Origin of the sequence: Pseudoalteromonas sp. SW0106-04, assembly GCF_001293805.1 — a bacterium.
GTDB classification, from domain to species: Bacteria; Pseudomonadota; Gammaproteobacteria; order Enterobacterales; family Alteromonadaceae; genus Pseudoalteromonas; species Pseudoalteromonas ruthenica.
Genome location: NZ_BCAI01000001.1, coordinates 210,707 through 225,795 on the forward strand (window position 1 = coordinate 210,707; position 15,089 = coordinate 225,795).

Annotated in this window: 11 protein-coding genes; 6 read left to right on the forward strand and 5 right to left on the reverse strand. The window is 44.0% G+C overall.

What is annotated here, in order from left to right:
- Positions 1–93: 93 nt before the first annotated feature.
- The gene (locus W04_RS01000) at positions 94–951 is read left to right on the forward strand and encodes a cation:proton antiporter (RefSeq protein WP_197275926.1); all 858 of its coding nucleotides are present in this window, start codon (positions 94–96) and stop codon (positions 949–951) included.
- Here W04_RS01000 and W04_RS01005 read toward each other — a convergent pair.
- Positions 948–3,989 (reverse strand): FAD-binding and (Fe-S)-binding domain-containing protein, encoded by a 3,042-nt coding sequence (locus W04_RS01005; RefSeq protein WP_053909443.1) that lies wholly within the window; start codon positions 3,987–3,989, stop codon positions 948–950. The genes W04_RS01000 and W04_RS01005 overlap by 4 nt on opposite strands.
- A gap of 151 nt (positions 3,990–4,140) precedes the next feature.
- Here W04_RS01005 and W04_RS01010 point away from each other — a divergent pair, with 151 nt between their 5' ends.
- The gene (locus W04_RS01010; RefSeq protein ID WP_053909444.1) at positions 4,141–4,353 is read left to right on the forward strand and encodes a PGPGW domain-containing protein; all 213 of its coding nucleotides are present in this window, start codon (positions 4,141–4,143) and stop codon (positions 4,351–4,353) included.
- 38 nt (positions 4,354–4,391) lie between these two features.
- Here W04_RS01010 and ppsA read toward each other — a convergent pair whose 3' ends face one another.
- On the reverse strand, positions 4,392–6,767 hold the full coding sequence (gene ppsA / locus W04_RS01015; RefSeq protein WP_053909692.1) for a phosphoenolpyruvate synthase: 2,376 nt from the start codon (positions 6,765–6,767) through the stop codon (positions 4,392–4,394).
- Positions 6,768–6,911: 144 nt separating this feature from the next.
- On the opposite strand from ppsA, the gene W04_RS01020 reads away from it, so the two are divergent.
- Positions 6,912–7,721, forward strand: coding sequence for a pyruvate, water dikinase regulatory protein (locus W04_RS01020; RefSeq protein WP_022946891.1), 810 nt, complete (start codon positions 6,912–6,914; stop codon positions 7,719–7,721).
- A 27-nt stretch (positions 7,722–7,748) separates the two neighbouring features.
- On the opposite strand, the gene W04_RS01025 is transcribed toward W04_RS01020, so the two are convergent.
- Positions 7,749–9,098, reverse strand: coding sequence for a class II 3-deoxy-7-phosphoheptulonate synthase (locus tag W04_RS01025; protein WP_053909445.1), 1,350 nt, complete (start codon positions 9,096–9,098; stop codon positions 7,749–7,751).
- A gap of 163 nt (positions 9,099–9,261) precedes the next feature.
- Entirely contained in the window at positions 9,262–9,726 is a 465-nt protein-coding gene (locus W04_RS01030; RefSeq protein WP_053909446.1) for a low molecular weight protein-tyrosine-phosphatase, read from the reverse strand.
- Positions 9,727–9,934: 208 nt separating this feature from the next.
- On the opposite strand from W04_RS01030, the gene W04_RS01035 reads away from it, so the two are divergent.
- A complete protein-coding gene (locus W04_RS01035) occupies positions 9,935–10,807 on the forward strand; it encodes a DNA replication terminus site-binding protein (protein WP_053909447.1) in 873 nt (290 codons plus the stop codon).
- A 49-nt stretch (positions 10,808–10,856) separates the two neighbouring features.
- Here the strand turns inward: W04_RS01035 and W04_RS01040 are convergent, their stop codons facing one another.
- A complete protein-coding gene (locus tag W04_RS01040) occupies positions 10,857–12,074 on the reverse strand; it encodes a replication protein A (RefSeq protein WP_022946895.1) in 1,218 nt (405 codons plus the stop codon).
- 783 nt (positions 12,075–12,857) lie between these two features.
- Between W04_RS01040 and W04_RS01045 the strand changes: the two genes are divergently transcribed.
- Both W04_RS01045 and W04_RS01050 read left to right on the forward strand, forming a co-directional pair.
- Positions 12,858–14,096 (forward strand): AAA family ATPase, encoded by a 1,239-nt coding sequence (locus W04_RS01045; RefSeq protein WP_022946896.1) that lies wholly within the window; start codon positions 12,858–12,860, stop codon positions 14,094–14,096.
- 9 nt (positions 14,097–14,105) lie between these two features.
- Positions 14,106–15,071 carry a transcriptional regulator gene (locus W04_RS01050; protein ID WP_053909448.1) on the forward strand — a complete coding sequence of 322 codons (966 nt, stop codon included), beginning with the start codon at positions 14,106–14,108 and terminating at the stop codon, positions 15,069–15,071.
- The last annotated feature ends 18 nt before the right edge of the window (positions 15,072–15,089 follow it).

Genomic DNA, 15,089 nt, shown 5'->3' on the forward strand with positions numbered 1-15,089 from the left:
AAGTACGAATATAACAAACAGTGTATCAATAGCGCAAAGTCTGCTGTTAGTTCGTTGAGATATTCAATATATTTCATATGGTTAAACTATTTTTTGGTCGATTTATCACGAATCGTGGCCGTACCTCTATTGGCCATCATCTTAACACCTACAGACGCTGCGCTTAGTAAAGGCTTGCTCGAATCGCAAAGTGTTCCAGAAAAAATACGTGAATCGATCAATGTGGAAAGCGGTCTTAACGATGGGATGTGCGTTCCTATATTTTTATTCTTGTTTCTTTCTTGGCAGCATGGTGAGTTTCAAGGTGCGGCGACGATGCTTACATTTCTCATTGAAGAAATAGGTATCGCACTCATAGTTGGTGTCAGTGTTACCTATGGAGCATTAAAGCTTACTCAGCTAAGCGCTACTCGCCATTACTTTGAGAAATCATCGAGTCCATTTTTAGTTTTGTCGGTTGCTGTTAGTGTGTTCACCCTCGCCCAACTCCTTGGCGGCAGTGGCTTTGTTGCGGCATTTGTTGGTGGTTTGGTATTTGATAAATTTTATCGTGCCGACGATGATGAAAAACTAATAGAAGACAGTGAGCATATCGCAGACTTCTTTGCCTATCTTATCTGGTGTTTGTTCGGTGCATATGCCTTCTTCCAACTGCAAACAATAGATCTAAATATCTATAAAGTATTATTTGCATTCTTAGCTGCAACCTTAGTACGTGTTGCCCCGGTGATGTTGAGCTTAATTCCTTTTAACGAACTGTCATTAAAAGAAAAATTTACGCTCGCTTGGTTTGGTCCAAGGGGGCTGGCATCCATTGTATTTACGCTAATGGTGTTAGAGTCTACTGAAAATGGCTTAGCCGAATTAGCGACACTCACCATTTTGATGAGTGTCTTCGTTCATGGGATCACCACTCGCCCGATTGCTAATTCCTATAAAAATAGAAATTAACTAAGCACATTCGCTAGCACCTCTATTGGGTGCTTGGGCTTAAATTGCGCGTACCGTTTTACTTGGCTACGGCATGAGAATCCCGTTGCTAATAACCGCGAAGGATCAGTGTGCTGAACGGGTTGTTGCCAACTCAATTCGTATAAAGTACGGCTGTTCTCTTGGTTTTGTACTTCATGGCCGTAGGTCCCTGCCATGCCACAACACCCTGTTGCCTGAGGTTTAAGTAGTAAACCAACACGAGAAAATATCCCCTGCCAAACATTGGCGCTGTGTGGAAGAGAAGTTGTTTCACTGCAATGACTGAGCAAAGTATAAGCAGGTGTTGGTTCAAATACTGTCTGCTTAAACGGTTGATCTTCCAGCCATTCATGGGCAACGAGGACTTCAAAATCACCTCGGTTGTCACCCAAGATAGTGGCATATTCATCGCGGTAACATAACACAAGGGAGGCATCGAGCCCGACCATTGGGATACCGAGTTCACTGACCTGATTTAAAAAGTCGGCTGAAGTTTTAGCGGTTTTCGCGAATTTGGCTAAAAAACCTTTTACGTGTTGCGGTTTACCATTCGGCTTGAACGGCAACAAAATAGGCTGTTTGCCTAAAGCTTGTGCCACTTTAACAAAGCTTTCAACAAGTTCTGCTTCATAAAAGCTTGTGAATGGGTCTTGTACTATCAACACATAGTCGCGTTTTTGCTGCGCATCCAAGGAATTAAGGTATTGTAAATCAAACTTGCGTAACTGTTGCGTACGTTTGGCTAAATTTGGGTGACTTGGTGTAGGCGTGTTTACATAACCTAAAGTCGCTTTAATCGCCTTTTGAACAAGGTTCGATTGCATAACAGGGGCTGTTACGCTCGAGAATTTAGCCAATAGTGGCGCAGTTTGCTCAATACTTGCTACTAAATAATCTTTTGCTGGCCGGTTATACAGGCTGTAGTAATAATTTAAAAAGCGCGCGCGGAATGTAGGCACATCGACTTTGATCGGGCATGCAGTTGTACACGCTTTACATGCTAAGCATTCATCCATTGACTGCTTTACTTCATGAGAAAAGTCATACTCGCCACTGCGCTTTGCTTTTGAATTTAAAAAGCGCTCCCACCATGTGGGCCCTTCTTTTTTAGATATGCCTTTTTCTTCTTGCAATAAGTCAACGCCCTGCTCGCTTTGTAACCTTAACCATTCACGCATTAATCCTGCGCGACCTTTTGGCGAAAAGCGTCGATCACCCGTGGCCTTATAAGATGGGCACATCGGTGAGCTTGCATCATAATTAAAGCATAAACCGTTACCGTTACAGTTCATGCTGGTATCAAAACTGTCACGCACCGCGATATCAATTTGTCTATCAAACCAACCGCGCTTTTTGTCATCCACACTCACTAATTGGTCATTTGACTCAAGGGGCGTACAAATTTTCCCTGGGTTCATTTTATTGTGAGGGTCGAATGCCGCTTTGATACGTCGTAATTCATTAAATAGCTGTTCACCAAAAAACTCGGGGCCATATTCACTGCGATAGCCTTTACCGTGTTCTCCCCACATCAATCCACCATACTTAGCGGTTAATGCAACGACTTGGTCTGAAATCGTGCGCAATGTTTTTTCTTGTTCAGGGTCACACATATCTAACGCGGGTCGAACATGTAAAACACCGGCATCGACATGACCAAACATGCCGTAGTGTAAATTGTGGCTATCAAGTAATGCTCTAAATTCAGCGATAAAATCAGCTAAGTTTTCTGGCGGTACGGCGGTATCTTCAGCAAAGGCTAATGGCTTTTGCTTGCCTTTGGTGTTGCCTAACAAGCCGACCGATTTTTTACGCATCGCGTAAATTTTCTGAATCTCCGAGACATCATCTGTGAGCTGATAGCCGATAACGCCAGCGTCTTTGTTGGCAATTAATTTATCGAGCTTAGCGCATAAGGCGTCTATTTTATCGCGCATATCTTCTTTGCGTTCGGCATTAAACTCCACCATGTTCAGCCCTTGCATGTCTTTGCCGGGTACATCTGTAATTAAGTCCGATACTGAATGCCAAATAATGTCTTCACGCGCTAAGTTAAGCACTTTGCTGTCGACCGTCTCTACGGACGTCGCTTCGGCATCTACCAAAAATGGGGAGTTGCGCAGTGCTGAGTCAAAACTATCGTATTTAATATTAATCAGCGTTTTGAACTTAGCGATGGGAGTAATAGTGAGTTTTGCTTCACTGACAATTGCCAATGAACCTTCTGAGCCGGTGATCAACCGACCGAGGTCGAACTCAGACATGTCATCGCTAAGCACATGTTCAAGATCGTATCCGGTTAAAAAGCGGTTTAGTCGTGGGAATTTTTTAAGGATTTGCTCGCGGTTGCCAACGCTCACATCAAGGGCCGTTTTATATAGCTTGCCAACAGAGGTGTCTTGCTCGGCAATCAACTCGGCCTTTTCGCGACTAATACGCTGTGTTTCCAGCTCGCTGCCATCGGCCAAAAAAGCCTTTATTGCTAAAGTATGGTCAGAGGTTTTACCGTAGACTAAGCTGCCCTGCCCTGACGCATCAGTATTGATCATTCCACCTATAGTGGCGCGATTACTGGTCGATAAATCTGGCGCAAAAAAGTATCCATAAGGACGCAAATAGTCATTAAGTTGGTCTTTAATGACGCCGGCTTGCACCCGTACCCACCCTTCTTGTTCATTGATTTCGATTATCTGCTGCATATGACGAGATAAATCGATAACGATGCCTGGTGTTAACGACTGACCATTCGTGCCAGTGCCACCGCCGCGCGGGCCAAAAGTAAGTTCAAGAAACGGATCATGCGAGGCAATATTGAGGGCTAGTTGAATGTCTTTGTTTGTTTTGGGAAAGATCACGCCTTGCGGTATTTGCTGATACACGCTGTTGTCGGTTGCAGCAAGCAATCGCGTGCCATAAGTGGCATCGACTTCACCACTGAAGCCTTCTTTTTTTATAGTTTTTAGGTAATGCAGTACCAGCTCGGAACTGACTTGCTCTACAGTTAACTTTGCTATCATGCTGGAATTGTTCTTGGTGACGGACGCACACATTATACCATGATGCGACCAGTTCTAAATTGAAGAATGTACAGATTGTTACAAATTGGAATGCCTGTTCATACGCTTTCCTGCTAAGGTAAGATCAATACTATATATTTAGGAAAAACAGATGAAAAAGGTGATAATGAACTTAGCTGCCACGCTCTGTTTTGTACTGGGGATAGTGTTTGCTGTGGTACCAGGGCCGTCAGTCATTTTCTTCTTGATAGGCTTAACGCTACTTGCGGTACATTACCCAGGGGCTCGAAAATATTTACGTTATTGCCAAAGCACCCTGAGCAAAGGGTGTCAGCTATTAGATAGAAAACTAGCGAAGCGATAACAATAAAGGGCGAGAAACTCGCCCTTTATCTTGTCAGATTAGCCTTTAAGCTTTTCTGCAAGGTATAGCCAGGTTTCTAGCACCGTATCCGGGTTTAACGATACAGAGTCGATACCCTCTTGCACTAGCCATGCGGCAAAGTCTTCATGATCTGAAGGGCCTTGACCACAAATACCCACATATTTGCCTTTTGCTTTGGCTGTTTTTATCGCCATAGAAAGTAGCTTTTTAACAGCTGGGTCACGTTCATCGAACAAGTGCGCGATTAAACCTGAATCTCTATCAAGGCCGAGGCTGAGTTGGGTTAGGTCATTAGAACCAATTGAAAAACCATCAAAGTGCTCTAAGAATTCTTCAGCTAGCAGAGCATTTGAAGGTAATTCACACATCATAATTACTTTGAGGCCGTTATCACCGCGTTTTAAGCCGTGCTCCTCCAGTAATTCGATAACACGTTTGCCCTCGTCCACTGTGCGAACAAAAGGAATCATGATCTCAACATTGGTTAAACCCATGTCGTTACGAACACGCTTGATTGCTTCACACTCAAGAGCGAAGCAGTCGCGGAAATCTTCACTCACGTAACGTGAAGCACCACGGAAACCAATCATTGGGTTTTCTTCGTCTGGCTCGTATTGCTGGCCGCCAACTAGGTTCGCATATTCGTTAGACTTAAAGTCAGACATACGAACGATGACGCGTTGTGGTGCAAAAGCACAACCCAGGGTAGCGATACCCTCTACTAGTTTAGCGATGTAAAACTCGCGAGGAGATTCATAACCAGCAATGATATCGTTAATTTCAGCCTGCAATTCGCTAGACTGAGCATCAAAATTCAACAGCGCTTTAGGGTGAACACCGATCATGCGGTTAATAATAAACTCTAAGCGTGCGAGACCGACGCCAGCGTGAGGTAAACGGGCAAAATCAAACGCACGGTCTGGATTACCCACATTCATCATTATCTTCATTGGCAATTCAGGCATCTCGTCTACCCGAGATGTGAGTACATCATACTCAAGTTGACCTTGATAGATATAACCTGTATCGCCTTCAGCACATGATACCGTTACTTCTTGGTTTGCCGTAATAAGATCTGTGGCGTTACCACAGCCTACTACTGCCGGGATACCAAGTTCACGCGCTATGATGGCTGCGTGACAAGTACGCCCACCTCGGTTGGTAACGATAGCCGCAGCCCGCTTCATGATAGGTTCCCAATCAGGGTCTGTCATATCGGTGACAAGAATATCGCCTTGCTGCACTTTGTCCATTTCATCAATTGAATTGAGAACACGTACTACCCCGGCGCCAATTTTATGGCCAATTGCACGTCCTTCAGCGATCACCGGCGCTTGGCCTTTCAATTGGAAGCGCTCCATGACATTGGCATCTTCATTTGAGCGCACAGTTTCTGGACGAGCTTGAACGATGTATAGCTTACCGTCGTTGCCGTCTTTCGCCCATTCAATATCCATAGGACGACCGTAATGCTTCTCGATGATGATAGCCTGCTTGGCAAGTTCCATCACTTCATCATCAGTTATTGAGAAGGTGTTGGATAATGCCGGGTCGATATCAACGATTTCTACTTGCTTGCCATGGCTTTCATCGCTTGAGTACACCATCTGGATAGCTTTTGAGCCGATATTACGGCGCACGACCGCAGGCTTACCATTGGCTAAGGTTGGCTTATGAACATAAAACTCATCTGGATTTACCGCGCCTTGTACAACCATTTCGCCCAAGCCATAACTTGAAGTCACGAATACCACATCTTCAAAGCCTGATTCGGTATCAATGCTGAACATAACTCCGGACGCTGCTTTATCAGAGCGCACCATACGTTGAATACCGGCCGATAACGCTACGCCTTTGTGGTCGTAGCCTTGGTGCACGCGGTATGAAATAGCACGGTCGTTAAATAAAGAAGCGAATACGTGTTTGATAGCGGTCATTACTGAATCGATGCCGCGCACGTTAAGGAAAGTTTCTTGCTGGCCCGCGAAGGAGGCGTCGGGCATGTCTTCTGCAGTGGCTGACGAGCGAACTGCGAATGATACGTCTTGAGCTGGGTCACCGTGTAATTGCGCGTAAGCGTCACGGATAGCTTGGTCCAAGGAGGCTTGGAAAGGGGTGTCGATAATCCACTGACGGATTTCGGCGCCAACTTTGGCTAATTCATTTACATCTTCAACGTCTAGTTTGTCTAGTGCGTCGTGGATGCGAGCATTCAATCCAGATTGCTCAAGAAACTCGTTAAATGCTGATGCGGTTGTTGCGAAACCGCCAGGCACTTGCACGCCCGCGTTCGCCAGGTTGGAAATCATCTCACCAAGTGAGGCGTTTTTGCCTCCAACCCTTGGCACATCTTGCATACCAAGCTCTTGATACCAGAGAACGTATTCTTGCACGGAACTTTCTCCAAAAAACAAATTGTAAGTTTGGCCGCAAACGCGACCTTTTAAATGAGGCGCTAACATTCTACACTGGCAACCACTGATGCGTAAACCGTGTACCGGCGGTTTATACCAAGATACTAATAAAAAAGGACTCTCATGCGTAGCGCGTTTTATATATCCGATGGCACTGCTATAACCGCTGAAACGTTCGGCCATGCCACGTTATCGCTATTTCCTGTAGAATTTAAACACATCACCATTCCGTTTGTTGAAACCGTCGAAAAAGCGCGGGAAGTAAAATCTCAGCTCGAGCAAGCCGCCAGTTTCAGCCATGAAAAACCTATAGTGTTTTTGACGTTTGTTAACCCAGAACTCAGTGAAATTATTCAATCGAGTAATGCCATTTGCTATGACTTTATTTCCACGTTCAGCGCGCAAATTCAGAGGGAGCTCAATGTTGAGCCCGTGCCCAAAGTGCATCGCACGCACAGTATTCACGAGCAATCTTATGACTATCGTATTGCCGCAGTTAATTATGCATTGGCAAATGATGACGGTGCGAACATAAAAGATTATGACCAGGCTGATGTGGTGCTTGTGGGCGTAAGCCGCAGTGGTAAGACACCAACAAGCCTCTATTTAGCGTTGCAGTACGGCATTAAGGCAGCGAATTACCCTTTCACTCCAGATGACTTAGAATCTGGGGAGCTGCCGCGATGTTTGCAGCCGTATAAGGATAAGCTGTTTGGATTAACCATTGAGCCGCAACGCCTAGCGGCTATACGTAATGAGCGTATGGCGAACTCTCGTTACGCATCACTGCGACAATGTCGGATTGAAATCCGCGAAGTAGAAATGCTCTATAAGCGTTTTAAAATTCCTCACTTCAATTCTACTCATCATTCAGTGGAGGAAATCTCTGCAAAGATAATGGCAGAATCTGGCCTACAACGTCGTAAATATTAAAAAAGCGCCACGTTGGCGCTTTTCATTTTACTTACGGGCATCCTTTAATAAGTCTGCCACTAAGAAGCCAAGCTCGAGGACCTGGTCGGCATTAAGGCGAGGGTCGCATTGGGTGCGATAACGCTGCGCTAGATCTGCATCAGACAACCCATATGCACCACCTGTGCACTCGGTCACGTGCTGGCCGGTCATTTCCAAATGAACACCGCCGGCATAAGACCCTTCTGCTTTGTGAACAGCAAAAAACTGACTGATCTCGCGCAGAATATTGTCAAAGCTTCGAGTTTTATAACCGGAGCTGGCCTTTTCCGTGTTGCCATGCATCGGGTCTGAACTCCAGATAACCTTGCGTCCTTCTTGCTGAACTTTACGCACCAAAGCGGGCAATTTTTCTGGAAGCACGTCAGCGCCCATGCGTGTGATAAGCGTTAACCTACCAGGAATATTTTCCGGGTTTACGGCGTCAATCAAGCGAATGAGCTCGTCTGGGTCCATGCCTGGGCCGACCTTCACGCCAATCGGGTTTTTAATGCCACGGAAAAATTCAATGTGGGCATGATCTAACTGGCGTGTGCGCTCGCCAATCCATACGAAATGCGCCGAGCAATCATACCAGTCACCACTGAGGTGGTCACGGCGTGTCAGCGCTTGCTCATAGCCTAATAGCAGTGCTTCATGAGACGTGTACAAAGCTGTTTCTGTGAGTGATGGAGCATTGGTGGAGTTGATACCACAGACTTCCATAAACTCTAACGCATCCTGGATTCTGTCAGCCAGCTGTTGGTATTTATCCTTCAACGGGTTAGCAGCGACAAAGCTCATGTTCCAGCGGTTTACCTGGTGTAAATCAGCTAGACCACCTTGAGCGAAAGCACGTAATAAGTTCAAGGTCGCGGCGCTGTGGTGGTATGCCTTCATTAACCGCTGTGGATCTGGTACTCGAGCTTGCTCGGTGAACTCGTAGCTATTGATAATGTCGCCACGGTATGAAGGCAGCGATGTACCGTCTTTAGTTTCGATGTCTGCTGAGCGCGGTTTAGCGAACTGCCCCGCCATACGAGCAATTTTGACGACCGGACACTTGCCACCATAGGTTAGCACCACTGCCATTTGCAGCAAGGTTTTAAATGTATCGCGTATATTGGCTGCGTTAAAATCGTTAAATGATTCGGCGCAGTCTCCGCCTTGTAACAAAAACGCACGGCCTTCGCATACATCTTCTAGCTGCTTGAACAAACTTCTCGTTTCTTCAGCAAACACTAATGGCGGAGCATTATTTAATTCGCTCTCAACTTTTCCCAGTTGGGCTTCATCTGGGTATGTGGGTTGTTGGACGATTGGTAAATCTCTCCAACTATTGGGACTCCAAGGTTTCACTTTTTATCTTTCCTCATTCCTATTGTTACCTCCCCTCGAAAGTACCGAATGGCGGGCGCTGACGCAAGGGGTAAAGGCGCTGTTCGTTAAATAAATTACAAGAATTAGAAAAATGGCATAATGAACACATCATACATAATGTGCTTATTAGTTTACCTCATCATCAACGGGTTTTTGAAATATCTTCTAGCAAATGGGTGATTGCGACCTCACATAGATGGAAAACCTGAGCAAATCCCTCATCTTCACCATAATATGGATCTGGAACATCCTCAAAAGGACAGTTCGGGTAATACCACAGCAACTTTTCAACCTTAGCTGTTGCATCAGCTGGTCTTAGAGCAAGGGCGTTTTCATAATTACTTTGATCCATCACCAGTAAAAGGTCTTGCTCATAAAAGTCTGCCTTTTGCAGCTGTTGTGCCCTAAGAACGCTTAGGTCTACGCCCTTGGATAAGGCATATTCAGTTGCCCTTTTGTCAGGGGGTGAACCCACATGGTAGCTTGCGGTCCCCGAGCTGGTTACGGTTACCTGATTTAGCTGTGAATCTCGAATTAATTTAATAGCAATACCGTGGGCGGTTGGCGATCGGCATATATTTCCTAAGCATACAAACATGATTTTCATTAGTTACTCCTTTGGATGCGGTTCATTCATTTTATTTAGCCACAATGGTTAAAGTAATTCAAATAATGAACACATCATACTTAGCGTTCTATTATTTACACCGTGACACCTGTGTCTACTGTCATAACGAATTTGTCAAAGAACGTATGCTTTAAGTGATTTATCAGGTATCCTCCATAGTATGATGTGTTCGTTATAGTTTTGACTTATGAGTTCAGTAAAAACACAGCTTAGAGCAATATTCGATTTAACAGGTGATTATTTACAAGCGCTTACCGAAACGGTTAAAAAGCAGCCCATACACCATAGTCGATATTTTGAATTACCCGCACCGACTACGGATGACGAACGTCAAGCGTTGAGCTCTATTCCAGTAACCGCTCATGATGGCCAACAAGCATTGTTACGCATCTGCAATTCCTACACTGACTTTTATAAACAACAAGGTTTAAGTAGTAAAATGGCGCGCCGCCATCCAGGGTTAATTGTTTTAGCTAAACAGAGTGCGTCTGAGCTGGTTCCATACATAGACAAGATAAATGAGCTAAAAATGGAATTTAAAAAGTTAGTGCTTACTTACGATAACAACGACGCCCGCTTTGATGCGGTTCATAGCGCAGTGCCAGGGCTACAAACGTTGTCGTTTTATCGACGTATACATTATGAAGGCAACTCCCCTTCCTCCGTGCGCTTTACTTGGATGAAAAAGCACTCGACCAAGTCTCTATCGCGTAAGTTAGCACTTACTATGTTAGAGCGTAGCAGTGCTTACTCAAACCCGAGGATGATAGACCAAACTCAGTGGCAACGTTTGGTGGAACAGGAGAAAGCAAAAGTGGCCAGTCTCAGTCATAACGAAAAGTTACGTATTCGTCGGCCTATTCGAGTGACACCTGAGGTAAATGTAAGATTCAGCGACGCACGTCGATATCATGTTAGCGGTGCGCTACCGTTTATTGTTTTTGATGACAACCCGGATTTGAAGCTAGGCGAATTAACTTCATACACACTAAAAGAGGATCCTAGAAAACGAGAGTATGAGTACCTAGTTGAGCGTCTTTACTTGGCAAAGGGTGAGTAAACACTTACTCACCCTTATTTTTTGAGGGGATGTTGGTTGGCGCCTAAATTTACTTTTCGACAATTTCCTCTAAGCGTTCTTCGTCAATAACTTCGGCATTTTCAACAATTCGTTTTCCACCCTGGATTTCAATGCGCTTATGTTGTTTATTCAGAGTCAGTATTTCTTCACAGAACTCATCTGAAGGATGCATTTCATACACGTAGTCAATTATCTTGCCGGTGTTGTCATCTTTAACATTGGAAATGCTGTAATCTGATATTGCCCCCTTATCAATGAGATCTTTCATAGTTGTCGTCATATCTCTGCGCAGGGCTTTGAGTTTATTGTCGGTAATTTCATCGTCGGCATAAATCGAGCCGTACTTCTCCATGATTGAGATTAAGCGAAAGTGATAAGTTTTTCCTGGCGCAGCGTAACGCCACAAGTGATACAAACGCAACATCATCCATCGAGACAGACCGCGCTTTAATTCTTGAGCTCGGTTAAAGTAGTAACCCTTATACTCCAAGTTATCAATCATGTTATGCACGAATGCATTCAAACATGCCACGCACTTAACATTACCGCCCTGCCCTTTCTTACCGCTGAAATGCAGCGAAGAAAGAAAATTCATATTGGACTCGTAAAAAGAATCATCAATATGAGAGTTGCGTGTGTCGGTTGCCGAATATTTAAAAGACAACTTCGAGCCTTGTAACGCTTCAAGTGATTCTTTGATTTGTGGATATGGCATTGACTGACCAACAGCTTTTAACTCTTGAGCCAATTCATTCATGGAAAAGATCACCGCATATTGAATGCCAGACTTGAAGTTAATCTTTACTATTTTACCTTTCGACGCCAATCTTATTAATGCGCGTTCAACTTTTTCTTCTCTGTCAGAAGGCCATACTAAACATTCTACTTCTTCACCATCTTGTCGGGTACTAACAACAGCAGGGGTAATTTTTATTTCCCCTTCATAAAGGATGCCGTCTAGTTTTTCAGATATTCTCCGGGTAATAATGGTTTTCTTGGGAGCTTCTTCTAGAGGAAGCTTCTTATGGCCTGAACGAACAAAGCGTCCCCACAAGTCGTAATGGTTAAATGTATTAGAATATGCTCTTAATCCGTGAGCCGCAGAACTTTCAATAGAAATGCGAACATCTTTGTTGTCCGTAAAAAGGGCTAAATTTTCATTATCGGTTGCGCTCTCGACGCCATTAATTTGGCCTCTTAATGAATCAGGCAAGTTTTCAACCGAGATATTGACCTTCCGGCTCATTGTTATTTTCCGTTTATTCGGTGCTATCAGCAATATCAACACATAATGCTGCAAAAGTTAATCGTCTATGTTAGTAAAAAACTGATCCAACTTGAAGTTAGTTTCCTGAGATCAGTTTTTTACTAACAGCCTTTTTCTGTAGGCATACTTTCTCTGTTTCAGATCACAATTTTACTAGCTCAGCGCTGTTAGATCGAATTTTTACTAACTAAATTTAGGTTTTCGCTCTTGGACCGCCGTTTATGGTACAAAAAAACAGCAAAAATCGCTTCTTCATCAACGCACTGTGTATAACTAAGTTTTCGCTTAGTATGGATCTGATCTGTAGCAAGTAAAGATCCGATCTTTTAGGACTGACAAGGCTTAGAACCACTGTTCATTGTGCATAAGCTCCGTATTAGAGATAGTAAAATAATGATCTCACGGGCGCTTTTTGTGGATAACCTACTTAATATTATGTGCATAACTAGACAGGTTAAATTTAAGTCAGTAAAAACATGATCTCGCAGCTAGTAAGAATCAGATCTTTACCAGGTAAAATTACGATCTAACAATTTTAAATTTATTATTAGATAACAGTAAGTTACCTATCTATTTTGCAACCTTAACCTATTACTACCTATATATTTAAACCTATTTACCCTACTTATTACCTTAAGGGATTTATTCATAAAAAATTTCTTTGATTTAATTTCAATCAAAAAATAGAATGTCGTCTAAAATATATGTTTACAGGTAAAGTAGTGGACATTATACTAAAGCCTCAAATTTAGGGAAGCTAGTATGACAATCAAACAAAGTGCGCTAAAAACATATCAGTTATTGAAAGCCACCGCCGATGTAGCTGAAAAGTCATTAGAAGGGCGAATACAACATTATCGCGCTCACCTTAAGTCAGAAGAAAAAGAGCTGCGAACATACACCCAAAAAGCGGCCGCCGATTTGTTAGGCTGTAATAACCGAACCTTAAAGCGACGTCATGATCAGGGCGATTTTGATCATATTGAAATACGTCGAGGTGCTAATGGTCACTATGCGTATACGTTGTCAAACATCTACGCCATGGCCGAAGTCATGGGCATTGATGCCGACCACCGTGATAAAGACGATAAACTGCAAGTCATTGTTATCAACTCCTTAAAAGGAGGATGTGGCAAAACCACAAGCATGGTGAATATAGCTGCTGCATTGGCCACCACCAATATTAAACGATATCGAATAGGTATCATCGATCTTGACCCTCAGGGCTCCTCTTCTAGCTTCTTTCCCCCTAGTGAGCCAGATCCCATTACCGTTGGCGATCTTATGCGTGATTGTATCGATTTAGAAGAAAATGAAACCTGGGAGCAAATCGTCAGCGATGCGTTTCTACCAACACACATCCCTAATATTCGTGTCCTGCCATCAGGTATGGACGACTTCTATTTTGAGCATGAAATAGCCACTATTTTGCGCGAAAGTGCCAACTACGACCAAACGCGGCATTACCATAAATTACTTGAAAAGGTTATTGAGCCGGTAAAAGATCAGTTTGATATCATCCTAATTGATACCGCTCCATCACTTAACTTTATGTTTTACAATGCGTTAATGGCCTCAACCTCCATGCTTATACCGGTCCATCCTGAGGCTGTAGACTTTGACGCAAATAATAAGTATCTCAAGCGCTTAGGTGAGATTTATCACACTGTGGCGGCGCTCGGTCACGATGGCTGGGACTTCATGCAGTTTTTGGTGACCAATTACGTCAAGGGAAACCATTCGCAGCGAGATATTGTTAAGGATGTCCGCTCGGCCTTTGGTCGTCAGGTGATGAGCTACCCCATTAACCACAGCAGTGCCATTACTGCTAGTTCATCATCGTTCAATACCATATTTGATCAGAAAACATCAGATAGCTTGGCAAGTAGAGAATCGCTAGTAAAAGCGCAGGAAAACATTAAAGATGTGGTCGATGAATTAGAGATGTTAATACGCTCTAATTGGCCGTCCACTCAGTCTCAGTTAGAGGCGACTAAGTAAGGCACTGTCATGGCAAAAAAACGTAAAAATGATACTCGAATAGATCCGTTCGCAACAGCGGTAGAAAATAGCAGCCTTGATCAACTTTTAGAACAAGCGCAAGCTGGCGATGTTATTAGCATGCCAGCACCGAGCGATCCGCAGCGTACAATTCGCTTAACGTGTGAGGTGATCCCCCACGCTGAAATAGAGCAGCGTACCAAAGTTTATGGTAAAAACCGCCGAGTTCAGGCCCTGCTGACAGAGAAGTCTGTGGCTGACATTTTACCCGCAATTGCAGAAGATGGACGCAACCAGCACCCGGCTTTGGCTTGGGAGCATGATGACGGTTTATTTGTGCTGGCGGGTTCTCGCCGCCGTAAAGCCTGCATTCTCGCAAAAGCTGACTATTTGGTATTAAGCTCTGCAGATTTCAACGATGAGGACGCCAAAATACTCGCGGTTTCTTCAGATCAGTATATTGCGCCAAGTTTGTGGGAGTTGGGGCAAGCATATGTATACACCCGTGATGAGTTACAGCTGCAAGGTAAAAAAGGTTCTTATCGCGAAATAGCGGCCCTCGAGGGAGTGTCACACACCGCTATCGCTGATGCCATAAAAGCGTATGAGTGTCTTCCTCACGATGTTTTGGCGCTCTACCCTACTGCCAACTACGTCGGTCGCGAAGTCGCTAAGAAACTGATTCAAGCCAAAGATAAAGACGCAGAAAGCTTTAATGAGCGTGTTAAACAATGCAGTAGCCATTTTAGCGACCAGCATTTTGACAGTGACGATAAGGCGGCATTAGCCGTTACTAAGTATTTGTGCGATGTTGAGCAGGCTGGAAAACGTACGCAAGATATTGATTTAGGTAATGATTTTGTGCGTGTACAAAAGCATACTAAAAGTGGTGATGTAACCATAAAAATCGATAATAAAGTGCTAACAGATAAACGCTTTGCACAGTTGGCGAAAATGCTAGAGAGCTTTAATTAGACATCATTCTGTATAAGT